23 protein-coding genes are annotated in these 26286 nt (G+C 31.7%); 18 read left to right on the top strand and 5 right to left on the bottom strand.

Annotation, left to right across the window (positions count from 1 at the left end; translation table 11 throughout):
• Positions 1-253: 253 nt before the first annotated feature.
• The 6 genes from Q0921_RS23575 (at position 254) to Q0921_RS23550 (ending at position 9443) form a co-directional block, all read left to right on the top strand.
• Positions 254-2422 (top strand): glycoside hydrolase family 9 protein, encoded by a 2169-nt coding sequence (locus Q0921_RS23575; protein ID WP_299261393.1) that lies wholly within the window; start codon positions 254-256, stop codon positions 2420-2422.
• 129 nt (positions 2423-2551) lie between these two features.
• Complete coding sequence (locus tag Q0921_RS23570; protein ID WP_299261391.1) at positions 2552-3940, top strand: MATE family efflux transporter; 1389 nt, start codon at positions 2552-2554, stop codon at positions 3938-3940.
• A 141-nt stretch (positions 3941-4081) separates the two neighbouring features.
• Positions 4082-5152, top strand: a complete 1071-nt coding sequence (locus Q0921_RS23565; RefSeq protein ID WP_299261389.1) for an OmpA family protein — start codon at positions 4082-4084, stop codon at positions 5150-5152.
• A gap of 117 nt (positions 5153-5269) precedes the next feature.
• Positions 5270-5500, top strand: coding sequence for a hypothetical protein (locus Q0921_RS23560; protein WP_299261387.1), 231 nt, complete (start codon positions 5270-5272; stop codon positions 5498-5500).
• 44 nt (positions 5501-5544) lie between these two features.
• Positions 5545-6108 carry a phosphatase PAP2 family protein gene (locus Q0921_RS23555; RefSeq protein WP_299261385.1) on the top strand — a complete coding sequence of 188 codons (564 nt, stop codon included), beginning with the start codon at positions 5545-5547 and terminating at the stop codon, positions 6106-6108.
• An 80-nt stretch (positions 6109-6188) separates the two neighbouring features.
• Positions 6189-9443, top strand: a complete 3255-nt coding sequence (locus Q0921_RS23550) for a VIT domain-containing protein (protein WP_299261383.1) — start codon at positions 6189-6191, stop codon at positions 9441-9443.
• 220 nt (positions 9444-9663) lie between these two features.
• On the opposite strand, the gene Q0921_RS23545 is transcribed toward Q0921_RS23550, so the two are convergent.
• Positions 9664-10593, bottom strand: coding sequence for an expansin EXLX1 family cellulose-binding protein (locus Q0921_RS23545; protein WP_299261381.1), 930 nt, complete (start codon positions 10591-10593; stop codon positions 9664-9666).
• A gap of 71 nt (positions 10594-10664) precedes the next feature.
• Positions 10665-12911, bottom strand: coding sequence for a transglycosylase domain-containing protein (locus Q0921_RS23540; RefSeq protein ID WP_299261379.1), 2247 nt, complete (start codon positions 12909-12911; stop codon positions 10665-10667).
• A 268-nt stretch (positions 12912-13179) separates the two neighbouring features.
• Here Q0921_RS23540 and Q0921_RS23535 point away from each other — a divergent pair, with 268 nt between their 5' ends.
• The gene (locus Q0921_RS23535; RefSeq protein WP_299261377.1) at positions 13180-13470 is read left to right on the top strand and encodes a hypothetical protein; all 291 of its coding nucleotides are present in this window, start codon (positions 13180-13182) and stop codon (positions 13468-13470) included.
• Positions 13471-13690: 220 nt separating this feature from the next.
• Positions 13691-14932 carry an acyloxyacyl hydrolase gene (locus Q0921_RS23530; RefSeq protein ID WP_299261375.1) on the top strand — a complete coding sequence of 414 codons (1242 nt, stop codon included), beginning with the start codon at positions 13691-13693 and terminating at the stop codon, positions 14930-14932.
• Between the two features lies 1 nt (position 14933).
• On the opposite strand, the gene meaB is transcribed toward Q0921_RS23530, so the two are convergent.
• Together meaB and Q0921_RS23520 are read right to left on the bottom strand one after the other, a co-directional pair.
• Positions 14934-15992, bottom strand: coding sequence for a methylmalonyl Co-A mutase-associated GTPase MeaB (gene meaB, locus Q0921_RS23525; RefSeq protein ID WP_299261411.1), 1059 nt, complete (start codon positions 15990-15992; stop codon positions 14934-14936).
• A gap of 93 nt (positions 15993-16085) precedes the next feature.
• A complete protein-coding gene (locus Q0921_RS23520; RefSeq protein WP_299261373.1) occupies positions 16086-16646 on the bottom strand; it encodes a DUF2911 domain-containing protein in 561 nt (186 codons plus the stop codon).
• Positions 16647-16732: 86 nt separating this feature from the next.
• On the opposite strand from Q0921_RS23520, the gene Q0921_RS23515 reads away from it, so the two are divergent.
• From Q0921_RS23515 to Q0921_RS23490, 6 genes are all read left to right on the top strand, one after another.
• Positions 16733-18331 carry an NAD(P)/FAD-dependent oxidoreductase gene (locus tag Q0921_RS23515; protein ID WP_299261371.1) on the top strand — a complete coding sequence of 533 codons (1599 nt, stop codon included), beginning with the start codon at positions 16733-16735 and terminating at the stop codon, positions 18329-18331.
• Between the two features lie 509 nt (positions 18332-18840).
• Positions 18841-19332, top strand: a complete 492-nt coding sequence (locus Q0921_RS23510) for a sigma-70 family RNA polymerase sigma factor (protein WP_118464003.1) — start codon at positions 18841-18843, stop codon at positions 19330-19332.
• Positions 19316-19927 (top strand): hypothetical protein, encoded by a 612-nt coding sequence (locus tag Q0921_RS23505; RefSeq protein WP_299261369.1) that lies wholly within the window; start codon positions 19316-19318, stop codon positions 19925-19927. Before Q0921_RS23510 ends, Q0921_RS23505 begins: the two co-directional genes overlap by 17 nt.
• Positions 19899-21278: a hypothetical protein gene (locus Q0921_RS23500; protein WP_299261367.1), complete on the top strand. Its 1380-nt coding sequence runs from the start codon at positions 19899-19901 to the stop codon at positions 21276-21278. The genes Q0921_RS23505 and Q0921_RS23500 overlap by 29 nt, the downstream gene beginning before the upstream one ends.
• A gap of 295 nt (positions 21279-21573) precedes the next feature.
• Complete coding sequence (locus Q0921_RS23495; protein WP_299261365.1) at positions 21574-21843, top strand: hypothetical protein; 270 nt, start codon at positions 21574-21576, stop codon at positions 21841-21843.
• 363 nt (positions 21844-22206) lie between these two features.
• Positions 22207-22845 (top strand): hypothetical protein, encoded by a 639-nt coding sequence (locus Q0921_RS23490; protein ID WP_299261363.1) that lies wholly within the window; start codon positions 22207-22209, stop codon positions 22843-22845.
• A 102-nt stretch (positions 22846-22947) separates the two neighbouring features.
• On the opposite strand, the gene Q0921_RS23485 is transcribed toward Q0921_RS23490, so the two are convergent.
• Complete coding sequence (locus tag Q0921_RS23485) at positions 22948-23298, bottom strand: DUF6249 domain-containing protein (RefSeq protein ID WP_299261361.1); 351 nt, start codon at positions 23296-23298, stop codon at positions 22948-22950.
• A 150-nt stretch (positions 23299-23448) separates the two neighbouring features.
• On the opposite strand from Q0921_RS23485, the gene Q0921_RS23480 reads away from it, so the two are divergent.
• The 4 genes from Q0921_RS23480 to Q0921_RS23465 all read left to right on the top strand — a co-directional run bounded on the left by Q0921_RS23480 (position 23449) and on the right by Q0921_RS23465 (position 26172).
• Complete coding sequence (locus tag Q0921_RS23480; protein WP_299261359.1) at positions 23449-24036, top strand: RNA polymerase sigma factor; 588 nt, start codon at positions 23449-23451, stop codon at positions 24034-24036.
• Entirely contained in the window at positions 24020-24406 is a 387-nt protein-coding gene (locus Q0921_RS23475; RefSeq protein WP_299261357.1) for a hypothetical protein, read from the top strand. Before Q0921_RS23480 ends, Q0921_RS23475 begins: the two co-directional genes overlap by 17 nt.
• Positions 24407-24490: 84 nt before the next feature.
• On the top strand, positions 24491-25180 hold the full coding sequence (locus tag Q0921_RS23470; protein ID WP_299261355.1) for a peptidoglycan DD-metalloendopeptidase family protein: 690 nt from the start codon (positions 24491-24493) through the stop codon (positions 25178-25180).
• A gap of 350 nt (positions 25181-25530) precedes the next feature.
• Positions 25531-26172 (top strand): hypothetical protein, encoded by a 642-nt coding sequence (locus tag Q0921_RS23465; RefSeq protein WP_299261353.1) that lies wholly within the window; start codon positions 25531-25533, stop codon positions 26170-26172.
• Positions 26173-26286: the final 114 nt, after the last annotated feature.

Below are 26286 nucleotides of genomic sequence, written 5' to 3'. Positions count from 1 at the left end.
AAGTAAATATTAGTTAACTACTAATATTTTTTACACAAACTCAGTTAGGAGAAGCTATCCCTTAAAAAGGATAGTTTCTCTTCTTAATTTTATAACAACATGAAAAAGGCCTTTGTAAGAATTTTTTTCAAATGATATAAAAATATCTTATCACTCTCTTAACAATTCGAAAAAGCAGCAATATATAATCAAAAAAAGGAGTTATTAAAACCTTTAACCTCACATAAATTAATAATACACAAATCAATTAAACATGAAAAAAAACTTACTAAACGTATTGCTAATCTTCTTAGGGTTGCAAGGAACACAGGTCGTCGCACAACACAATTATGGAGAAGCTTTACAAAAATCAATATTGTTTTATGAAGCGCAACAATCGGGAGTTCTTCCGGATTGGAATAGAATTAGCTGGCGAAGCGATGCTGGTGTCAATGATGGCCAAGACGTTGGATTAGATCTAACAGGTGGATGGTTTGATGCAGGAGACCATATTAAATTCGGTTTTCCTATGGCCTTTTCCGTAACTGCTTTGAATTGGGGGTTTTTAGAATATAAAGAAGGTTATGATGCTGTAAATCAAACGGAACACTACAAAAGGAATATTAAATGGGTAACCGACTATTTTATTAAATGTCATCCTTCTAAGTTTGAATTTTATGCCCAAGTTTCTAAGAAGGGACAGGATCATAATTTTTGGATGCCTGCCGAAATGATAGATGTTCACCCACAATATGGACAAAGAGAGTCTTTTAAACTAGATATTGATCATCCAGGAACTGAAGTGGTTTGCGAAACTGCTGCTGCTTTAGCATCTGCTAGTATCATTTTTAAAGATAGTGATCCTGCATATAGCGCTACTTTATTACAGCATGCTAAGGATCTATATGAATTTGGAGAAACCTATAAAGGAAAGTATACAGAAGAAGGTGGAATCCCAGCTGTAGGGACATACTCCTCTGGTGGATATGAAGATGAATTGAGTTGGGGTGCTTTATGGTTATACAAAGCGACAGGGGATAATACATATCTTCAAAAAGCAGAAGCAGCTTATGGAGAACCGGATTACTTATGGAGTTTTGTATGGGATGATAAACGATACGGAAATATGGTTTTATTAGCACAACTTACAGGGAAGCAACAATATATCGATAATACAGAAAGGCATTTGCAGTTTTGGATAGATAATGGAAATGGTATAACATACTCCGCAGGAGGTCAAGCACACCTTACACAATGGGGATCTTTACGTCATTCTATGAATGCAGCATTAACAGCTTTGATATTTAGCGATACTGTAGATACTCCAAGTAAACAAGAATATCACGATTTTGCCGTTGATCAAGTTAATTATGCTTTAGGGGATAACCCAAACAATCGAAGTTTGGTTACTGGTTTTGGAGTAAACCCTCCTACAAAACCACATCACAGAGGACAACATTCTAGTTGGTCAAGAAGTGAGAGTGTACCAGAAGAGTCAAGACATACGCTTTGGGGAGCTTTGATGGGAGGACCAGGAAGCCCTGACGATATGTTTGTAGAGGATAGATCAGATTTTCAAGCTAATGAAGTTGCTTGCGATTATAATGCTTGTTATCAGGGAGTATTAGCTAGAATGGTAATGGAATTTGGAGGTACAGAACTGGATAATTTTCCACAAGAAGAACCAGCAAATGTAGAATTTCTAAACGAAACTAAAATTAATAGTGAATCAGGAAGGTTTACAGAATTAGCAATTTGGTTAAATAACAGGTCGGCTTGGCCCGCAAGGATTCCTGGAAGTTTAACAGCACGCTATTTCATAGATATTACCGAAGGAATTAATGCAGGATATACTTCTAGTGATTATGAAATTACAAGCAGAGGTAACGGAGGAGCGACAGAGGGTTTACAAGTTTGGAATGCCGATAATAATATATACTTTGTAGAAGTAGGAATTGATAATGATAATATGCCTTTTCCAGGTGGTCAGGGAGAACATAGAAAAGAAATTCAAGTAAGAGTTTCTGTGCCTAACGATGCTTCTGATAGTTCTTGGGATCCTACTAATGATTATTCATACGAAAACCTGAGCAATACACTTATTGAATCGGAAAAAGTTCCTATTTATGCTGATGGAGTATTAGTTTGGGGAACTGAACCTTCAAGATCATTATCGGTGACTGATTTTAATACGCTAGGATTACAATTATTTCCTAATCCTACAAAAAATGTACTATACATCTCTGGAGATCTAATAAATATTCAAAATTCGACTGTTGTAATTTCTGGAATAACTGGAAATGTTATAAAGTCGATAAAAGTATCTGATGTTGCTGTAGATAGAGTTTCAATACCAACCTGGAATCTATCATCTGGAATGTATTTTATTAGTTTAACAGCTAATAACGGAGCTAAAGCAACTACTAAATTTTTGAAGAATTAATATAGTAGTTTTCATGTCTTTGAAAAAAAGGTGCTTATTAGTAAGCACCTTTTTTTTGAATAAAGTTGTTTTAAACAAGAAGTAATTCCGTTACTAATCTCCCTATATTTGTTGGTTCAACATGTAAAGATGCTTTATCAATACACAAAAGAATTTAACTATAATCTAAGATTGGCAGCACCTGTCATGCTGGGAATGTTAGGGCATACTTTTGTGGGTTTAATTGATAACATTATGGTTGGGCAATTAGGTACTGCAGAATTGGCAGCGGTATCTTTAGGGAATAGCTTTATGTTTATTGCGATGTCTTTAGGGATTGGATTTTCTACAGCAATTACGCCTCTTGTAGCAGAGGCAGATGGAGAGGGTAATTTTAATAAAGGTAAATCAGCATTTAAGCATGGATTATTTTTATGTACTACACTCGGAGTAGCTTTATTCTTTGGGGTTTTAGTTGCGAAACCACTGATGTATTTAATGAAACAGCCCGTTGAGGTAGTAGAGTTGGCAATTCCTTATTTGGATTTAGTTGCAGTTTCCTTAATTCCTTTAATAGTTTTTCAGGCTTTTAAACAGTTTTCGGATGGATTATCCATGACCAGATATCCGATGTATGCAACTCTAGTCGCCAATATCGTAAATGTAGTTTTAAATTATTTGTTGATTTTTGGGAAGTTTGGTTTTCCACAAATGGGTATTGTTGGTGCAGCAGTTGGTACATTAGTATCCAGATTTGTAATGGTAATTTTTTTATGGCTTTTTCTGAAATATAAAGAAAAGTCAAAAGCATATGTTACCAATATTAAATTCTTTGTTCTTCAGAGTAGTATGCTAAAAAACATAGTAACACTAGGGTTTCCTTCTGCATTACAGATGTTTTTTGAAGTTGCAATATTTACTTCTGCCATTTGGATTTCAGGAATTTTAGGTAAAAATCCGCAAGCGGCTAATCAAATAGCGTTAAATCTGTCAGCAATGACTTTTATGGTAGCTATGGGATTGAGTGTAGCGGCTATGGTACGTGTAGGGAATCAAAAAGGACTTTTACAATATAAAGAATTAAGAAGAATTGCATTTTCAATTTTTTTATTAACGTTTTTTATCGAAATTATATTTGCCTTGTGTTTTGTTATTTTTAATAACATATTGCCAGAGATTTATTTAGATGTAAACGACACAGAAAATTTAGCAGATAATACAGAAGTAATCGGAATAGCTGCGAAGCTTTTGATTATAGCTGCTTTGTTTCAGATATCTGATGGTATTCAAGTGGCAGTTCTTGGCGCATTAAGAGGGTTACAAGATGTAAAAATACCTACTGCGATTACATTTTTTGCATATTGGATTGTTGGTTTTCCTATTAGTTATTATCTGGGTTTATATACAGAATACAAGAGTTCCGGTATTTGGATAGGATTATTGGCTGGGTTAACAGCATCAGCATTATTATTGTACATTAGATTTAATTATTTGAGTAAAGATTTAATGCTGAAAAAAGGTAATGCAAAATCATTGTGATAATCTTTTTTAATAGCTACAATATAGAGAGTTTTACTCCGTTTCTTTTTTGGACTAGTTTTTGTTACTTGTCAAAATATATTTCATATTAAGGAATATTTAACTATATTTCGAATATAACTAAAACCGAAAAGAAAAGAGATGAATAGCCCAAAATCTAACCTTTACCTTTTACTTATTGTATTTTTTGTTATAGGCCTTAATGATAGCGCCTTGGCACAAAATTTAATTCCGAATCCTAGTTTTGAAAACACAAATGCAGCAGTCAAAAAACTGAAACATGAGATGCGAAACTTTGGTGTTATTGCTGATTGGAAATCGTTAACAAATACCCCAGATGCACATCATCCAGGAGTGAGTGAAGTGAAATTTGATCATAAAGCAGCAGGTTTTTTAAAACAGTTTGGTCCGCAAGAACCTAGAACAGGAGAATCGAAAGTAGGATTATATGTAACCGGTAATAACACAAAAGAATCAATTGTAACCAAATTAGTTAGTCCTTTAAAAGCCGGAAGGTATTATTATTTTCATATGTATGTATCACTTGGAGAAGGAAGAGTAAGTAATTCCTGTACCTCTTCTATAGGTTCTTATTTTACAGCAAGAGTTCCTAGGATTACAGAAACATCAAAATATAAGTTACATATAGAATCTTCTGAGATGATATGTGATACTAAAGAATGGACTAAAGTATGTGGAGTTTATAAAGCTAAAGGAACAGAAAAATATATCTCTCTAGGCTATTTTTCAGATACACCTAACGGAAAATCATTAAAAGGAGGATCTTTCAGTGATGCATACTATTATATAGATGATGTAGAACTAAGAGAAATGCAAGATGTAAAGGGTGTGGATGTGGATAATATTTGTGATATGGCCTTAGACTTTTCTGATATTGAATATTTGATAGGTGAAAGTGAAGTGTATGAGGAAATTAAAACAGCTCTAGATTCATATTTACAATACTTAAAAGTTTTTAAGTTTAATAGTATCAAAATAGTTGGACATGCTAATGATTCTGAAATTGAGTTTGAAAATGAAATTCTTTCATCGGCAAGAGCAGGTTTTGTTAGAGAATATTTGGTGGAAAATGGTATAGATGAAACTTTAATAGAACATATTGGGATTAGCAATACAGAACCTAAAGAAGGAGAAGGTATTGATAATACAGAATTAGGATCTAATGCCAGAGTACAGATTATTATAGAATAAAGATTAGAAAATAATAGATATATTGAAGAGGTAAATTTTAAATCAAAATTTACCTCTTATTGTTTTTGCTACTTTGATTGTAAACTTCGTAGCTTTGTTACTTATAATTTTTAGCATATGAGTTTTCCAAAATTCTTATTAGGGGATAATACAGATTATCCAAACGCCATTTTTGTGGTTCATACAGAGTTTCCTCGATTTATTATAAATCTAGAAAATGATGAAGTAGAATGGTTAGAAGAGTTTGATAAAAGTGATGAAAAAGAATTAGAAAGCGAAGCAGAGAATCTATTTCAGGAGGCAAATGATTTTTATGATCGTGAGATAAAACATTATGAAGATAAATAGATATTCCTTTTGATTAAAAATAGATATAAAAACTACGGGTTATTATGGAAGAACTTATACAATTAGATAAAGATATATTTTTGTATCTTAATAATTTAGGATCTCCTTTATGGGATGGTTTTTGGTTGTTTATGACAGAAAAATTTTACCAAATTCCACTGTACTTAATCCTCTTATATTTCTTTTATAAATATTTTGGTATTAAAGGCACGATTATAACATTAGTTATAGTAGCAGCCTTAATTGCTGCATCAGATCAAATTTCTGTATTGTTTAAAAATACTATCGTTTTGCGTCCCAGACCATGCAGAGCAGAGGGTGTAGCAGAATTTACTCGATTTATTGCAGAAAGATGTGGACGACATGGATATTTCTCTGGTCACGCAACTAATTCAATGGCGTTAGCCTTTTTTACAGGATTGACATTGCAGAAAAAAGTGAAATATATTTTCCCCTTTATGGTAATTTGGGCTACAGTTGTTAGCTATAGTAGAATTTATGTTGGAGTACATTACCCTGGAGATATCATTACTGGTATGGCTGTGGGAATTCTTTTAGGAGTAGCAGCGTTTAAGTTACACGGATTGCTTGTAAAGAAATATGGGTGATATTCTCTGATTTTTTAGGATAAGATCAATTGGCATAAAACTTGATCCAATTAAATCAATCATTAGCTAATTCTTATCTTATGAATAAAGTGTACACTTCTGTCCTATTTTTATTATTCTCTTTTTTAGTATCTGCTCAGGAAATTCCAGTTTTAAAAGTCTCAGATAAACCAATTGGATTGTCTTCATTAGACGTAAAAGTTGATGTTATAGGTAATATAGCAACCACAACCTATGATATGCTTTTTTATAATCCTACAGGAAATGTTTTGGAAGGTGAACTTTCATTTCCTTTAGGAGAAGGACACGATGTTTCCCGTTTTGCATTAGATGTTAATGGTAAACTTAGAGAAGCAGTTGTTGTGGAAAAGGAGCTAGGTAGAATTGCTTTTGAAGCAGTAGTAAGAAAAAGAGTGGACCCTGCTTTATTAGAAAAAGGAACAGGAAACACTTATAAAGCTCGTATTTATCCAATACCTGCTAATGGATATAAAAGAATTGTATTAGCATATGAACAAGAGTTGGTGTATACCGATAATGCACATTATTATGATTTACCACTAGGTTTTAAAAACAAACTAGATCATTTCTCACTAAAAATGATTGTTTTTGATCAAAAAAGCAAACCCATTATAGAGAAAGGACAGCTATCAGGACTTGAGTTTTCTAATTGGGAAAAACATTACAGTACTACAATAACTAAAAAGAATTACATACCTAATAAGGATCTATTAATAAAAATACCTGTGCCATTAAATACAGAGAAAATAATTACTTCTGAGAATTATTTTTATGTATACAAAACAGTGCAACCAGAAAATAGATTAAGAAAAAAAGCTAAAGAGATTACTATATATTGGGATGCTTCTTTATCTATGAAAGAGAGAGAGCTTCAGAAGGAATTAGATTTTCTGAATGCTTACTTTTTATATACTCCAAATATAGATGTGAATTTCATAACATTTAGTAATGTCCGGTTATCAGAAAAAAAATTCAGAATAAAAGATGGTAATTGGAAATCTTTGAGAAGCAAAATAGAGACTGTATCGTATGATGGAGGAACCTCGTATGATTCCATTTTTGGAGGAAAACAAGTCTCTGATATTGTCTTTTTATTTTCTGATGGTATCGCAAGTTTAAGTGAATATTCGATGGAGAATAACCGCCCTGTATTTATTGTAAATAGTATAGTGAAAGCAAATCATTCAGTATTAAAAAACAGTGCAGAAAACACAAATGGCGCTTATATTAATCTGAAAACAAAATCAATACTTGATGCGATGACTGCTATTAAGTATGAGTCATTTAAGTTTTTAGGATATGAATCCAAAACAAAAAATGGAGAAGTATATCCCAATATACCCGTTAGTTTGTCACATGATTTCTCTATAGCGGGAAAAGGTTTTGAAAAAAATGAAACCTTGCTATTGAATTTTGGATATGGTACTGAAATTACACAAAGCATACCAATAAAAATAAATGCGAATCCAACAAAAAATATCAATGTTAGAAGAGTTTGGGCTCAAAAGAAGTTGGATCAATTACAACGGGATACGAAAAAAAACAAAGAACAGATTACTGCTTTAGGAAAAAGCTATAGTCTTGTAACAGCGTTTACATCGTTAATTGTTTTAGAAGATATACAAGATTATATAACATATCAGATAACTCCTCCAGAAGAATTATTAGAAGAATACAATCAGATTCTCGCATCAAAAGATGTAATTAAGAATGATCGGGTAAATAGTCAGTCAATCTCTGCGGATGATATTGGAGAAAAAATTCCAGTTGAACAAAGTTTTGAAATCGTACAAGAAGAAAAAATAGCGGAATCACCTTTATTACAATCGGTTAATGATGGTTTAGAGGAAATAGTAGAGCTAGATGAAATAGTGGATGCTGAAGAAGACGAAGAATTGTTATCAGTACCATTTTCTGTAATAGAGCAAGTACCAGTTTTTCCTGGGTGTGAACAAAATATTAGCAATGACGATAGAAAGAAATGCTTTTCTGATAGTGTGAAAAATCTAGTTAATGGTAATTATAATTCTCAGATGACTAGAGATCTTAACCTATCTCCAGGAGTTAAACGAATGTATGCCAGATTTATGATTAATAGGGAAGGTGATGTAGTTAATATAGAAGTAAGAGGATCTCATAATAAATTAGCAGAAGAAGCAATCAGGGTATTAAAACTATTACCTAAAATGACTCCTGGAAAACAAAGGAATAGATCCGTTGATGTAAATTATGTCCTTCCTATTATAGTAAATGTGCAAAATAATGGTAGATCAGCCAATACATATACTTTAGAGGGCAGCGTGGTTTTGAGAGCTAATACATTACCTCCTAATAGTAATGTATCATCGGCAAGAACAAATATCATTAGACCATCGTTCAAAAAATATTCAGGAGATCTTACAATAAAAGATAGAAAAATAATGCTCGATTATGTACTAGAACTAAGAAAAGCGAAAAATAAAGAAGAAGCTTATAACATATATCTAAAGCAACGAGAAAAGTATATAAAAATACCGGCATATTTTGTTGATGTTTCTAATCATTTTAGAAAAAGATTTAATGATAATATGTATGCATCCAGAATATTATCCAATATACCGGAAACAGATTTTGATAATTATGAATTATTAAAAGTATATGGATATCAGTTACAAGCTACTAATCACAATAAGCATACAGTATTTATTTTTGAACGCATATTAGAATTAAGACCAGAAGATTCTCAATCATATAGGGACTTAGCACTGGCTTATGAAAATGAAGGAAAATGTCAGGAAGCACTTGATTTACTCAATAAGATTGTAACAGGAGAAATCTATAAAAACTCTAAGAGGCGAGTGTTTAAAGGAATCGAAGATATTGCCAAAAATGAAATAAGAACGCTTATTGATAAATACAAAGATGATATGGATCTCAGTGAAATAGACAAAGAATTATTAGCTCCTATAGTCTATGATATTCGAGTAACAACAGATTGGAATCATAATGATACGGATATTGATTTGCACATTATCGATCCTAATCTGGAAGAGTGCTATTACAGTCATAACAAAACAAGCATAGGAGGTCATATGTCTCAGGATATGACAGAAGGTTTTGGTCCCGAAGAGTTTACGCTAAAAAAAGCCATAAAAGGGATATATTTTGTTAAGATTAAATATTATGGGGATAGATATCAAAAAGTTGAAAATCCTACTTTTATGAAAATCACAATGTTTAAGAAATATGGCTCAAGTAAAGAGAGCAGAGAAACTAGAGTTATTAGATTGACTAAGAAAGATAATGAGGAAGTGATTGCTAAAATTGTTTTTTAATTTTAGTAACTTTTTGATTTAATAATCTGTTCTCTAAATTTTTTCTTTTTAATAGGTATAGTAGAATTTGCGTGTTGCCTTAAAGCAGCTGTTTTAAAAATTATATCAGTTTATATATGGACTTTTCTAAAGATCGGTACATTGCTTATAGTTTAGATCTCTAGTATTCTTTTTAAGCTTAAAAAATCATATTATTTAAGACTGTTAGTTATCTCGTTTGTTACTGTTTTACTAATTTCATAGTCTTTTTGTCTTCTAATAAAAGATAATATATACCATTACTATAAGATGACAAGTCTATTTCTTTGCTGGAACCTTGATCTAAAATTTTTCCAGAACTGTTTACCAACTTCCATTTATTAGCATTTTCTGTGAGATGTATAATGCTTGATGTAGGATTGGGATATAACACGATTGCTTCAGTAACATCGAATTCTGGTATAGAAAGTTCTTGATTGCATCCTTCAGGAGTAGAGAATTGAAGTCCAGTATCAAAATCTTCGTTTAGGTCCAATACAATGTTTTCAAATATCAGCTCTTCTCCCAAAATTGAAGTTACTCGCAGATTCATTGGTGATGGAATTCCAGAGGTCTCTATAAAAAAGTTAAATAGCTCTCTATTAGTGTTCATCCAGGTATTGTCAGGTAACTGGTACTCCATTTTAGAGATTGCGTGGTTGATATCTCTAAATTGAATAGCTGTCCAGAATTCACTAGAACCTTCTTTAAAATTAATTTTAATAGTTTCACTATTAGCCATCGTTTCGCAGGGTACAAATTTCCATGTTATTGGTACTCTACCGTCAATAACATCAGCAATCATATCAAAGGCTTCCATTGTCATATCTACATCGCCAGAAGCGCACTCTGGACAACGATCTACTACATTGAGAATAACACTTCCTTTTACTCCAGTTACTTCGATACAAGCTCCGCAAGCATTGCTGCCATCGTAATCAATATTGTTTAGAGCGCAATGCATATAATCTCCAGCTGCTACGGGTAAGGAACAATTACCAAAAGTACCTCCGGCTACACCGTCATAAAATGTGCCCTCACCAGTATGTACGGTATCATTGCACTCCTGAGCAGAAATCTTTATAACTGAGATAACTACTAAAAAACAGAAAATGTAAATGTGTGATTTCATTTTTATTTAATCAGATTTTATTAATGTTTATAACAGGTTAACTAGTATGTTTTTAAATTATTTTCTGAGTTTTATTTCTTTTTGAATTTCTTCTTTTTTTTCTTTTTACTAAACAGTCTTTTTAAGAAATTATCACGTTTTTCTGGTTGGCAGTCCATATCCTCTAAAACATTGTTTGGTGTTTTTTCGAAGCTACTTTTAGTAAAATAATCAAAATCCGTGTCTTCATTCATTTTTTGATAAAGCTTACCAAAAATAGGCAAGGCAGAATTAGCACCTTGTCCTTGAGCTGTTGTTTTAAATCCAATGGCATAATTGTCATTACCTACCCAAGTTACCGTAACAAGTTTTGGTGTAATTCCTACAAACCAGCCGTCTTTATTATCCTGAGTAGTACCAGTTTTTCCGGCAATTTCATTTTTAAGACCATAGGTGGTTCTTAATCTGGTTGCTGTACCTTTATCAACTGTAGATTTCATCATTTCTAATAATACTTGTCTTGTATAATTACTAAAAGCAGGTTCTTCTATAATTTTAGGTTCAAACGAAGCAATAAGGTTGCCGTGTCTATCTTCAATTTTTGTGATATAAAAAGGATGGACTCCTTTAGAATTGTTTGCATAACTGGCATATGCGCCTGCTAATTCTTTTATTTTAATTCCAGCCGTTCCTAGTGCTATTGAGGGTTGCTCAGTCATCTCTTCAGTGATCCCCATTCTTTTTATTTGATCAAATACTTTGGTAATACCTACTTCACCAAGCACTTTTACTGCAATTGTATTTACAGAGTTACTTAAAGCTGTTTCTAAGTTATAATTTAAATAAGGATCTTTTTCTTCAGATGAATTTGTGGGTGTCCAATCTTTAAGGTTCGTATATGTCACTTCTTTTGACGGGAAATAGGTACAGGGTTTCATACCATTCTCTATAGCTGTAGTGTATACAAATGGTTTAAAAGTAGAACCTACTTGTCTTTTACTTTGAGACACATGGTCATATTTGAAATATCTATAATCGATACCCCCTAAATATGCTCTAACTGCTCCACTAGAAGGATCAATAGCAATCATTCCAGCATTCAGAAATTTCAAATAATGTTGTAAACTATCTTTGGTAGAAACTTTTTTAGTAATATTTCCTTCCCATTGAAATAGTTCCATCTCTCGTTTGATAGAAAAAGAGTCTGTAATCTGTTTTTGACTAAGACCTTGTTCTTTATATTTTTGGTAAATAGGTAATTGTTTCAGTGCATTATCGATCAAATTTGTATTTACTTTCCAAGGGGCTTCTTTTCCATACTCTTTTTCGTATGTCTTTTGTAAAATTTGTAAATGATCTTTCATTACTTCTTCTGCCAATGATTGCATTTTATAATCTAAAGTAGTATGAATAATTAATCCGTCTTTGTAAATGTCGTATGCACTGCTATCCGCTTTCTTATATTTTTTTAAAACCTCATTAAGTTCTTTTTTTACTTCTTCTCTAAAATAAGGAGCTAACCCAAGATCATGATTAAAATATTGATAATCTAGAACGATGTTTTGATTCATTACTTGATTCGCAATGTCTTGAGTGATATATTCGTACTTTGTCATTTGTTGTAAAACAACATCTCGTCGCAGCTGGCTGCGTTCTGGAAATAGTCTAGGGTTGTAGCTGTGATTAGCTTTTAAACTGCCAATTAGCGTACTGGCTTCCGATAACGTAAGTGCTGCAGTAGATTTATTAAAAAACTTTTGAGAAGCACTTTCGATTCCATAGGTATTGTCTGGAAATGGAACTGTGTTGAAGTATTGAGTAAGAATTTCTTCTTTGCTATATAAATCTTCAATACGTTTGGCTACAATAGATTCTTTAAGCTTATTTACTATAATACTAAAAGCGCCGTAATCTTCTCTTCCAAAAATATTTTTTACTAGCTGAAGTGTAATCGTACTTCCACCTCCAGAAGATTTATCCCTAAATAAAATCGTTTTAAAAAATACTCTTAACAAACTTATATTATCTACACCATCATGTTCATGAAAACGTACATCTTCGGTAGCAATCAAGGCATCAATCAGATGTTTAGGAAGATTTTCATAGACAATAGGTTGTCTGTCATAGACAAAATATTTACCAATCAGATGATCATCTTTATCTAATACTTGAGTTGCTTCAGCTTGTTTTAAAGAGCTTAATTCATTTTTGTTTGGTATTTCTCCCCAAAATCCGAAATAAATGCTTCCATAAAAAAAAGCGAACATTAAAAAAAAGCCTCCAAGCGTAATTAAAGACCACTTAATCCATCGTTTGTGTAATATTCTTATTGTAATCATACTATATGACTACTAATAACGCGAAAAATGACGTATTATTTGGAATACTCACTTTCTTTTAATCATAAAGTGTATATTTTTTCCCATCAAAATATTGAGGGTAGTACTTACTTTTTTGTAAGTTAATTTTTCAAAAGTTAATTTTTTTTATTTTAAATTGTAGAGTGAATTTTGACATATAATATCTGAAGAGAATTTGTTTAAAGTGAATTTTTAAAAACACTTTGAAATGTATTGTAGAAAGTAACCAACTATAATCCTCCATACTATGAATAGAGTAATCGTTGACTACAAAAAATTGAATAAAGATATTTTGAATCTTTTAGTAGAAAAATTTCCTGATGGCTACTCGGATCGGGATATTATTTATTTTAAAAATCATCATCGTGATACAATTGAAGCGGTAGAAGTAAAAACTGATGACACTATTTATTTAGTAAAAATAAGTGAGCGTCTTGCTGGAGTTATGCAAGATTATGATGATAATACATCAGAAACAGATGTTCCTGTTGCTATTGTAAATGATCAAGTAGGTAGTGAGTTCAGTCTTGATGACTAATTGCATTTTAGTAATTTTTAATTTACTAATAAAAAGGTTTTATCTTATGTAATTTTATACTAAAACGAAATTACACCGGTGTTTTTGTGTCTAGTATTTTGGTTAATGAAATTTAAAAGACATATTTACATCTTTAAATTTCTAGACTTCCAAGAAAGATTGTGATTAATTAACTTAATTTAGAACATCTTGTGATTGTTGTAGAAAATAACCAGACTACATGAAATATACCTATTTTTATCTATTCACCTTGTTTATTGGTGTGCAGATTAATGGACAAATATCCGATCAACAAAACAAAGATTTTTTTTTTATAACCCCTGAAATTTTAGTTGGTAAGACGATGGAAGCGAATACGTTTTTCCCAAAAACCAATTTACAGAATGGATTTTTCTTAAATTTAGGAAAAACCAATAATTCGAATGAAAACGAATGGGCGTATCGATTAAGGAATCCTAAAACTGGGATTTCTCTTGGTATTACGGATTTTGGTAATATAGACAAGGTGGGGGTTGCATATACCGTAATGCCCTTTGTTGAATTTGGGTTATTTAAAAAAAAGTCACAGCTATTTAATCTTCATATAGCTTTTGGAGCGTCATATTTGGATACACAATTTGATCCCGATACTAATCCTTTTAATAAAGCTATAACTACGAAAGTAAATTGGTCTTATAGATCATTCTTATATTATGATTTTATGCGAAGAAATAAAATCAATTGGCGTTTAGGAGTCGGATATATACATCATTCTAATGGTCATACTAGATTACCTAATCAAGGGCTCAATTCATTTTTGCTGAGCATTTCAGGAATGATCAATACAAAGCCAATAGCTCCGAAAACGAAGAGTTTTTTGCAAGAACCAGAAAGGAAGCGGACGTCTCAGATGTATTTTTCTGTTCGCGGAGGAATCGGACAAAATGTGCTTTCAGAAGTGTTTAATGAAAAGAAGGAGGTGTATTCTGGTGCTTTTGCAATAGGGAAAATTATTAATAAAACGTTCAAGTATGGAGGAGGTTTCTATTATCGTTTTTATGAACATTATTATGATTATATAAAAAATGATGGAGAGCTTGTAGTGGAACAATTTCCTTTTTTTAAAAATAATCCAGTGAGGTATGCTTCTAATTATGGTTTTTTTGGAACAGCAGAATTATTTTTAGGACATGTAGGAATGGAATTCGAAATAGGTTTGAATATATCTAAACCATTTTATAAAATAGACTGGCAATTAAGTCAAGGAAAAACGTATAATGAAGTGTATGTTCCGGCAGAGTTAGATTGGTATTATGAAATAAAAAGAACAATTTCTAGTAGAATGGGACTTAAGCTTTATCTTATTAATACTAATAAAACTCCTAAAAATAATTTATTTATTTCTGCACATATCAATGCTAATTTAGGTCAAGCAGATTTTTCAGAATTAAGCTTAGGATATGTACATCGATTGGATATTTAATCTATTCTTTGTTTATTGATAATAAGTGCTTAGCAGCTGCAAAAGGAGTTATTTTGTGTTGTTGTACAGCTTCGATTTGATCAGATAATACTTCTTTGATTTTAGGGTGATTATAAAACGAGTTTTTTAGCTGCTCTTCTATAGTTTGTAATAACCAAAATTTATTTTGTTGGATTCTGTTTTTTTCAAAATAACCGTTGTTATAGGAAACTTCTAAATACCGTAAAATTAATTTCCAAACTTCGTCTATACCAATATTTTTAAGTGCACTGCACATAAGTACTTCTGGCGACCAACTGTTTTCTGCCAAAGGATATAAATGCAATGCTTTTCTAAATTGGTTTTTAGCTTCTCGTGCAGATTTTAGATTATCTCCATCTGCTTTATTGATAACAATCGCATCAGCCATTTCGATAATACCTCTTTTTATTCCCTGTAGTTCGTCACCTGCTCCAGCTAATTTTAGTAAAAGAAAGAAGTCAACCATTCCATGTACAGCAGTTTCACTTTGACCAACCCCCACTGTTTCAATAATAATCACATCATATCCTGTCGCCTCGCAGAGAATAATAGATTCACGAGTTTTTTGAGCTACTCCGCCTAAAGAATTTCCTGAAGGTGACGGTCTTATAAAAGCTTTAGGTGATCTTACTAATGATTCCATTCTAGTTTTATCACCTAAGATACTACCTCTGGAAATAGTACTACTAGGATCTACAGCTAATACGGCTACTTTTTTACCTTTCGCTATGAGAAGGTTACCTAAAGCTTCAATAAAAGTGCTTTTACCTACACCTGGAACTCCCGTAACCCCTATTCTTATCGAGTTATTTGCAAGAGGTAAACATTTTTCGATCAACTCTTGCGCTTTTTTATGGTGTTTCTCCTGTGTACTTTCTACCAAAGTGATCCCTTTGCTTAGAGATGTGGTGTTTTGTGAAATAATTCCTTTGAACAAATCAGGTATGGATACCTCTTTTTGTTGCAGTTTTTTAAATCGATTAATAGTATCTTGATTTGTTCCAGAAGGTATTTTAGAAGGTTGATCCTGATGTTCCATATCATTTTTATTCACAATGAAGCTTTAGAACAAATTTATAAATTCATTTTAGTAAATTTGTTATTTTTAGAGGTAATACAAAGAGGAAATAGTTTACTTTAATTTTATAGGAACTGCAATTGCTGTTTGATCCCATGCCAGATACATAATAGTAAAGTCATTGGCTTCCTGAAAATAAATAGAAAATTGTTCTATCACATTAAGTAATCGCTGAACTGGAACCTCAATAATTAAGACATCATATTTAGAATCATGAGATGGATTTCCATCCGTGAAATTCACTCCCCAATTATATGCACCACTATTAAAAATGACTTTCCAAGAATTCTCACCCGGAATTGTCCATAAGCTATAAGTACTAGCTTCTAATACTGTGCCATCCACAAGAATATCTTTATCAGTTGTAAATGTTGTAGCCTCGTTCGCTCCTGTTCTCCATATTTGATCAAAGGGAACTAAATCTCCAAAAATTACTCTTCCTTTTTTAGAAGGTTTATTATAAAATACAGTAAAATTGGCATCTTTACTCTTATGGGTTAAAACCTGTTCGGGACTATGCTTTTTAGTGTTATATTTTAGTATAGATTTACCTACAATACCAATAATTACAATTCCGATAAGAATAATGAGAGATCTTTTTAGAAGCTTTGACATATGTTAAGATTTGATGATTAAAGATAACTTATTTTGCTTATGAAAGTACATATAATTGCTTACTTTTGAGCTCTTACTACTAGTTTATGGTTGAAAAATCCTATAAGAAATTCACTTCAGATATTGTATTTACAGATGATACTTATGTGATTATCGGGTCAGGGATTGGAGGTCTTTGTACTGCGGTTTTTCTAGCAAAAGCAGGAAAGAAAGTGGTAGTGTTAGAACAGCATTATACACCTGGTGGATTTACACACACCTTCAAAAGGCGTAAAGGTTTGGTATGGGATGTTGGAGTTCATTATGTGGGTAATATGGATGAGAATTCAGGATTGCGAAGGATCTTTAATTATTTGTCAGATAATAAACTAAAGTGGGATCCAATGGGAGATCCGTATGATGTAGCGTATATCGAAGGTCGTAAATTTGAATTCGTTGGTGGTAAGGAAAATTTTAAGAAGAAGTTTTACGAGTATTTTCCAAATGATAAGTTAGCAATTGATAAATATCTAGAGCTACTACAAAAATCAACTAGAAAAAACCTTCTGTATTTTATGCAAAAGGCTTTTCCGAGCTTATTAAGCATACTATTAGGACCATTATTCAGAAGGATACAAAAACCAATTGCTAGCAAAACAACTTATGAAGTTCTTAGCGGTATAACAGATAATCAGGAACTTATAGCAGTATTATGTGCTCAATGCGGGAACTATGGGTTATCTCCTAAAGAAAGTAGTTTTGCATCACATTGTATTGTAATTAATCATTTCATGGAAGGCGGTTACTACCCAAGAGGAGGTGCAAATCGTATCCATGAAACTATTATTGATAATTTAGAATCATTAGGAGTTCAGGTATTTATCAAAGCAAGAGTAGAGAAGATTATTACCAAACGAAGATCTGTAAAAGGGTTGTTGATTAATGGCAACGAGTATACTTGCAGAAGAGTTATAAGTAATGCAGGAGCTCGTAATACGTTTCAAAAATTACTCGATCCATCTGTTAGTGATAAAAAGCATTCACATTTTCAGAAAATTAACCCTTCTACCTGTCACCTTTGTCTATACATAGGACTCGATAAAAGTGATGCAGCGTTAAAACTACCAAAATATAATATATGGTGGTATACAGATAAGGATACAGATAGTATTCTTAATGATAAAGAAAATTTGTCAAATGATAAATTATCATTTGCTTACATATCATTTCCATCTGCTAAGGATAGCCTTTGGTCATCAGAAAACCCAGATCGGGCTACTATACAATTAATAAGTAGAGCATGGTATAAGGATTTCAGTGAATATGAAGATGAACCTTGGTTAAATAGAGGAGAAGAGTATAATAAGATAAAAGAAGAGTTTAAAACTAAAGGATTGTCTTTATTAAAAGAGTTATATCCGCAATTAGAAGAGCATATTATTCACGCTGAAGTTTCTACTCCAGTTTCTACTCGAAAATTTAGTAATTATACTCAAGGAGAAATTTATGGAGTTACTCATGCTCCAGAACGCTATCAAACTCGAGTTTTGCGCCCTAAAACTCATGTCAAAGGATTATATCTAACTGGTCAAGATATTACACTGGTTGGAGTAGGAGGTGCCATGGGAAGTGGTATACTAACCGCAGCGACCATAATAAAGTGGAATATGAGTAAACAATTTAAGGAAATAACAGCAAAATATTAGCTTGTTATATTCCACTAATTACTCTAGTAAAATTTATTACGGTTATCGCACATGCATTTCTTTGGGTTATCAGTGCATCGATTATAGATTTCGGTAATTGTTTTGTTTCTACAAAATTATCGATATGATTGATGATGTCTTTAGAGCAGTCTAAATTGTTTTTTTATAAGGTTAATCATTTTTTCTAATTCCCTTGAGCTCTGATTATTGTTTTTATATGGACAATACATTTTTTTAAAGTGTTGATGAATTAATTATTAGTACCTATTAACAAAAATTATTTATTTGATAAGGTATTAATTTTTTATTAATATTTTGATATTCAGTAGTTTCAGTTATTTTGAATATTTTTGTCTTTAATTTTGCAACAAGTAAGTATTGAAAGTCGTCTTTAGAAGAGAATAGTAATTAGAACAGTTTTAAAGAAGTAATCACTAACCAAAATTCGGATAAGTTTGTTACAGAGCGAGCTAATAGAACAATGTAGGGCAAATAATCGTAAAGCGCAGATGAAGCTTTATAATAAATACTGTGATGGTATGTATTATGTTGCATTACGATTCCTTAAAGACCCTTTTGAGGCAGAAGAGGCTATGCAAGAGTCTTTTATAAAGGCCTTTATGAAACTCCATCAATTTACTGGTGATGTTACTTTTGGTGCATGGCTTAAAAGGATCGTGATAAATAAGAGTATTGATATGCTCAAAGCAAAAAAAATGAATATGGTTGCTATTAATGAACAAGTAATGGGTACAGTAGAGGAAATGGATGATTGGTCCGTGTCTGACTCAACTACTGTTGATGAGGTGAAAAGTGCTATAGAAAGATTACCAGAAAAATATAAATATGCAGTAATGTTATTTCTAATAGAAGGATACGATCATAAAGAGATTAGTGAGATATTAGATATTACACCGGTTGCTTCGAGAACTTTAGTACATAGAGGAAAGAAACAGCTTCAAGATCAATTAAAACATTTGAGAGATGGGACAGGATATTAGAGAATTGCTAAAACAGGATAATAAGATTCCTGTAGAACGATTAGTAGACGGTCACCAGAATCGTTTTATGGCTAAGTTAGAAGAAGAGCTTCCTAAAAAAGCAAGAAAATCTAATTCCGGTTGGCTAAGGATAGCCGCGAGTGTAGTTGTAATATTTTCTATTTCTATGTTAGCCTTTAATGAGTTTGGTTATAATGGTATAGATGGAACTGAGGTTGTCGATGTGGATATGCCAGAAGCAAAGAATGCTACCGTGGTATTAACAAAACAGACTTCTTCATTGGCTGAGATGTTTCCGGAGTATGAAGAAGCAGAAAACTACTTATTAACCGGTATAAAATTTCAATTATCTCAGATTAATGTAGATGACTCTAATAGAGAATTGGTAGAAAGTTTTATGAAACGATTAGAGAATCTAAATAATGAATATTTAGACCTTAATAAAGAATTAATAGAAGTAGGTCCTAATGTGCAGAGTGCTGAAGCGATGATAGAAAACTTAACACTTAGACTCTCTCTCTTAAAAAGACTAAAAGACAAACTAAAAGAATTAGAAAAAATTGAAAATGAAAATTACATTGATATACAAGCTTAATCTTATTACACTTAGTTTAGTATGTTTTTCTGGGGTATATGCGCAGAATAGACAAGATAAATTAAGTGAGAAGTTTGTAGTAAATAAGGATGTTACAGTTCATCTAAATACTAGTCATACAGAAGTTGTATTCGAAACTTGGAATAAAAATTCCGTAGAGATAGAAGCATATATAGAGGGTGATGATATTACAGAAGACAACAAAGAACGTTTATTGCAAAACTGGCGAATAGAAGCATTGGGCAATAGTCGTGAAATTACTATAAATTCTATTACTGGTAATTTTTGGTCAGGAAATGTATCCGCTGCGAATACAAAGAATGCCGATTTACCAGAATTCAGAAGGTTGGAACCTGTTATTTCGGATATGTTAAGACCTATTCTAAAGAATATAAAAAACAACCCAATGCCAAGTGCACTTTCTGAAAACTTGGCAAGTATGAATTTTGATACGAATAAGTTTAAGGAAAATGAAGAAAAATATATTCAACAATGGGGAGATCAGATTAAAGAAAAATTTGGGGATAATTACGAAAGTGTTGTAAAAAATTGGACAAAAGAATTAAGTAAGAATACTTCACAAATCCAATCGAATGGATCAATTACTACTCAGGATTGGGCAGGAGAAGAATTTGCTCGCAGAATGCAAGCATGGGCTTCTCAATTTTCTGGAGATTTAGAAATAACGCAAACAAACGGATCTAACGTAACAGTGTTTAGATATAGTTCTAGAATGAGCAATTCAGGGTCTATAAATAGAATCGTGAAAGTTAGATTACCAAAAGAAGCGTTGCTAAAACTGAATATTAGACATGGTAATGTGAAATTAGCAGAAAAAACAACGAATATGATAGCCTCTTTATCTCACACCAGTTTAGAAGCTAATGTAATTGATGGAGATCGTACATTTATCAGAACTTCTTATTCTCCAGTAGTTATTAAACAATGGAATAATGGTAGATTGGCTGTAAATTATGTGAAAAATTGTAGAATTCAGAATGCTAAGAACCTTAGAATAAATTCAGATTCTAGTAATATTTTCATTCAAGAACTAGAAGAGAATGCTGCCATCTCTGGAAGTTTTGGAGCAATTACAGTTGCAAACCTTTCAGAATCATTTTCTACTCTGGATTTGGCAATAGAGAATAGTGATTTTAAGTTAAACCTTCCTGAGACTGCTTTTAATATCGCTTACAGCGGAGTACAAAGTAGGATCTCTGTACCTAAAACCATAGAAGCAAATGCAAGAAGAAATTTTGGGAATGTATTTGTAAATGGATTTAACAAAACCAGGGATACGGATAAGGTGATAACAATAAACGCAAAGTATAGCGATATCATACTAAAGTAATTTTTATAATAATGTGTTAATTGTTTAAAAGCTCTGCTAATCAGTTTAGTAGAGCTTTTTTATTGACTGATTTTACCTGTATAAATTCTTTTCCTTGTAAATATGGGATTATATTCTAAAGTTTATGTTGTAGCGATTTGTGCATTTCGTCGGATATAGAAAAACTTGAGCCGGAAATCTTTAAGACTCTTTTGAGTACTTTTTTTTTTGGATAAATTTAAAGCGGGAAATATAAACCATAAAAACTTGATTTTAAGAATTTTATAAGAAAAAATTGTTGCTAATTTTTTCTTTAATGTTAGCTGCAGTTGTGTTTGGAAATAATGGGAATGACGAAAGCCTTATCGTTAGCCGTAATGGAAACATTATAAGTGTAATGAATTTTAAAGATGGAGATAAAATCAAATTATTTGAGTTAAGAATGGCTAAGATTATTACCTATAAAACCAGAAGAGAGGTTTTCGACCTAAGCCAACTTCCGGCTGGGAAATATCTTTTAATTAATAAAAATCGAGGAAAAGTAGTTGTGGAAAAACGAATCGATTCACAGTTTTTAGGTAAATGATTAGAAACCAAAGAATATATGTTTTTGTAGGTAAGTTATTATCATAATTGTTAATTTTCTTCACATATCTCTCTGGTTATTAAAGTTTTTTTAAGAAAATTATAATTGTAAGAACTACACTTTTTGGTTTGTTTACCTAAATATCGTGCATTTAATCTATGTTTTAATAACGTCTTTAAATTTAAAGCACTGAAAATCAGATTTTTATAGTTTTAAAACTGTAAAAATTGACTTTTTTGTGTCATTGGTCGAAAATCAAAAACGTTTGATCTAAAAGTTGGTTGTTTTTTTCGAGAAACGATAATTTAACGATATTATTGTGTGGTAATCACGTAATATTATTACGATTAAAAAATCTAGTTAATGAGAACTTTAGCATTTATTTTCAGCTTACTTTTCTTCATAAACCTTAATGCAAGGATTGAAGATGATAATTTGGAAATTGCAAGAGAAGGACTTGTTGTGGTTGTGGTTAATTTTAAAGAAGGTGATAAAATTAAATTGTTTGAAGTAGAAACAGGTGATCATATTTTATCTAAAACAAGAGGTCAAATAGATCTTAGTCAATTACCATCAGGTAAATACTTATTGGAAAATAATGAGGGTAAGTCTGTAGTAATTGAGAAAACAGATTTGGATATTTTTATTGAAGAAGAATTAGGAACAGATTATATAGTTGAAATTGACAGTGATTCAATGCCTGTTAATGATATGAGTGTAGAAGAAGAATTAGAAGAGTACTATTTAACTTCAGAAGTAAATCCTTTAGCAATTACTAGAGATGGAGATCTTATTACAGTAGTTGATTTTGAAGAAGGAGATAAAATTAAATTATTTGAAGTTGTAGATAAGGTTCATATTTTATCCAAGACAACAAAATTAGTTGATCTTACTCAGTTGCCTACAGGGAAATATATATTAGAAAACGATAGAGGGCAAGCTATTATGATAGAGAAGTTTGATGTAGAGCTTCAATATGAAGATACAGTAGCATATAACTAATTAGAAGATTAAATTTATTTTATTCATCATAGAATAAGTAGAATTTTGGGGAAGACCTATCAGAAATGATAGGTCTTTATAATTTGCATAAATTAGAAGGGTTTATTTGTCCAGATTCTTTGTCATTGTAAAACCTGTAAATAATCCTGCACCGGCCATTAGGAAAATAGTCCCTGGGAAAGCAATACCTTCCTCGACTCCTAAGGAATAATGTAGAATACCTGCTATAAAAATTCCAATTCCAATACCCATTAGTAATAATGAGAAATTAAGAATAAAAACTTTCCATACTGGAGTTACTCTTTTCTGCTTACTACTATAAAAAATAGAGGCATCCGCTCCCTTTTCTATTAGTGCCATACGCTCTTTGTTTCTAGCAGTAACAAAGAGATAAAAAACACCAAAAATACATCCGAATATTGATAATGGTATTAGTACTTCGATAAAACTCATAATTTTTAGATTTTAAAGATTTAACTGTTCGTTTTTCACTATGACGCCATCGATCAGAAGTCGGTTACAAAAAATCTTAAAAAAAATTATTTTGTATCTTTTTAGTAATTGGATGTAACCATAAACAAAAATGTGTCGTCTAATGTGTAAATGAACCATCAATCAGATCAATATTATATTAACCAAGTCTTAGAAGGAGATGTAAATGCTTTTTCTGGCTTAGTAAAGCGTTATCAAAGTTTGGTGTATACGATAGTGTATAGAATGATTAGAAATAAAGAAGAGGCTGAAGAGATAGCGCAAGACACCTTTATTAAAGCATATAAGTCTTTGTCTAAGTACAGGGGAGAGGCTAAATTTTCGACTTGGTTATACACGATTGCATATCGTAAAAGTCTAGATGCAATAAAGAAAAATAAGCGTTTTGTAGCTACAGAACTCATAGAAGAAATAAGCGAAGGAGAAGTGGATGTAATTAATGATGCATTAAGTTGTTTGGAAAATATAGAGAGAAAACAATTTATATCGGATAGTATACTTAAGCTTCCAGAGGAAGAGTCAGCTATTATAACCTTATATTATTTTGAAGAGAAAAGTGTCAAAGAGATCAAAGAGATTGTTGGTTTGACAGAAGATAATATAAAAATAAAGTTATATCGCAGTAGAAAAAAACTATATTCGATACTTAAGTATCATATTTCACCAGAAATTAATGCTAATAATGGAAGAGCAATATAAAGACATTAAGAGATTAGTAAAAGAAGCGGGTACAGAAAACCCTTCTGTGGATTTTTTACAAAAAGTAATGAGTGAGGTAAAGATCGCTTCAGCGGATAGACCTATCGCTTATCAACCATTGATCTCTAAAAAAGCTTGGTTAGTGATGGGTATATTAATTATAGGTATATTAATTTCTTCACCATTTTTGTCAGAAGGAACATCGATCTTAGATAAGGTGGATTTTTCACTTTTAAACGGTGTCAAGAATCCATTTGCTAGTTTTAAGCTTCATGATGCTACAATATACGGAATCATATTCCTGGCAACTTTATTTATGGTACAAATTACCGTAATTAAAAGAAGGATAGATAAGATATACTCTATCTAAATTGATTTGTTTGTTGATCGAAACCAATTATCTAAATAATATGTTTTTATAGCATCTAAAATCTGTTTTTTAAAACCATACCTAATGACCAGTACCTTATTCTCTCAGTTTATCCAGAGTTTATCTCAAAGTTTTCTTCCTGTTGTTGATTCAAATTTCATTAACGAAGAATACACTTTTATAGATTTATCGATAGGTAATAAAAAATTAGAAGTTATGGATGTATCTTCTTCAAAAGCTTTTGAAGCTTATATAAGCGAGTATTTAGTCTTAAATAATGCAAAGGTGGCTTATGGAGGTTATAATGAAACTCGTGGGATCTATAATAGAAGTAAACATTTTAATCAACAAGATCCGGAAACCGAACGAAATATCCATTTAGGGTTAGATGTTTGGTGTGATGCAGGAAGTGCAGTACTAGCTCCCTTAGCAGGAACGGTACATAGTTTTCAGAATAATAAGAATTTCGGAGACTATGGTCCGACGATTATTATGAAACATATAATTCAAGATATTAGCTTTTATACTTTATATGGACATTTATCCGTAAAGTCTATTGAGAATATAAAAATAGGTGAGCGTTTTGAAATTGGAGATGTTATAGCCAAACTAGGAGATGCATCCGTAAATGGTGATTATGCGCCACATCTACACTTTCAGATTATAAAAGATTTGCAGGGAAATATAGGAGATTATCCTGGAGTATCTAATAAACGAGATTTAGAATATTATTTAGAGAATTGTCCAGATCCTAATTTACTGCTGAAAATTTAATCGAATTGCGAGGTTGGTTTAATAATACTAGAATTATTCCTAATCATGAAAGCGTTTTTGTTATTCGTTTATGTTCTGCTATAATTACAATTTTAAGAAAAACATATTCTTTAGCGTAGAACTTGTGTCTTTTGACCTAAAAAATAAGTTTTTCGTCGTTATTTAAATGTTTTTAAATTTATAAAATACTGATAAACAGGTGTTTGTTGTTTTTTTAACATTTTCTTTGTAGTTTAACGAGTAACTCGACCATTTTGTCTAAAAGTCTGATTTCTAGTTGGTGTGGTAGGTTTTTAGCGCTATACTTGTAAGGTAAAACCATAATACTTTAACTTCAAAGCCCCAAAATTATGAAAGTTATAGCCTTAATATTCAGTCTATTTTTATCTATTTCAATTTTTGCTAATGCGGACAATACACTTGCAGTATACCAAGATGGTTTAGCTGTTGAAGTTGTTGATTTTGAAGAAGGAGATAAGTTGAAATTGTTTGAAGTAGAAACTGGAGATCATATATTATCAAAGTCTTATTCACGTATAGATTTAAGTCAATTACCAATTGGGTCTTATTTATTAGAGAACAATCAAGGGCAGTCTATAGTAATCAACCGTCAGGAAGAAAAGCTTATGATTGAAGGAGCTGTTGTTTTACAAGAAGAAGAGTTTGTTGTTGGAGGAGGTACTGAAATCGTTTTGGATGAGAATGGAGAAATAAATGCAGAAGAAGTAACCATTGAAAATTATATCAGTCCTAAGGAGAATCAATTAGCTATTGAGAGAGAAGGTAGCCTTGTTATAGTATTAGATTTTGAGGAAGGAGATAAATTAAAGTTATTCGAAGTTAAGGATACAATTCACGTTTTATCAAAAACTACAAATGTTATAGATCTTAGTCAATTACCTGTAGGTGTTTACCTTCTTGAAAATAGTAAAGGTGATTCTGTAATTGTCGAGAAGTTTACCGAAGCTCAAAGCAGTGTTACAGATTTATGAGATAAAAAAGATATTAAAAGGGGAAACAAAACAAAGCGGGTTCATTTTGAATCCGCTTTTGTTTTTTTTAATCTATTTGAAGTCCCAAGGTAAATTCAATTCGTAATAATAGGA

The sequence above is a fragment of the uncultured Aquimarina sp. genome (assembly GCF_947496855.1).
Taxonomy (GTDB): Bacteria; Bacteroidota; Bacteroidia; order Flavobacteriales; family Flavobacteriaceae; genus Aquimarina.
Note: the sequence above shows the minus strand (reverse complement) of the source record. Positions and strands in the feature narration are given on the sequence as shown.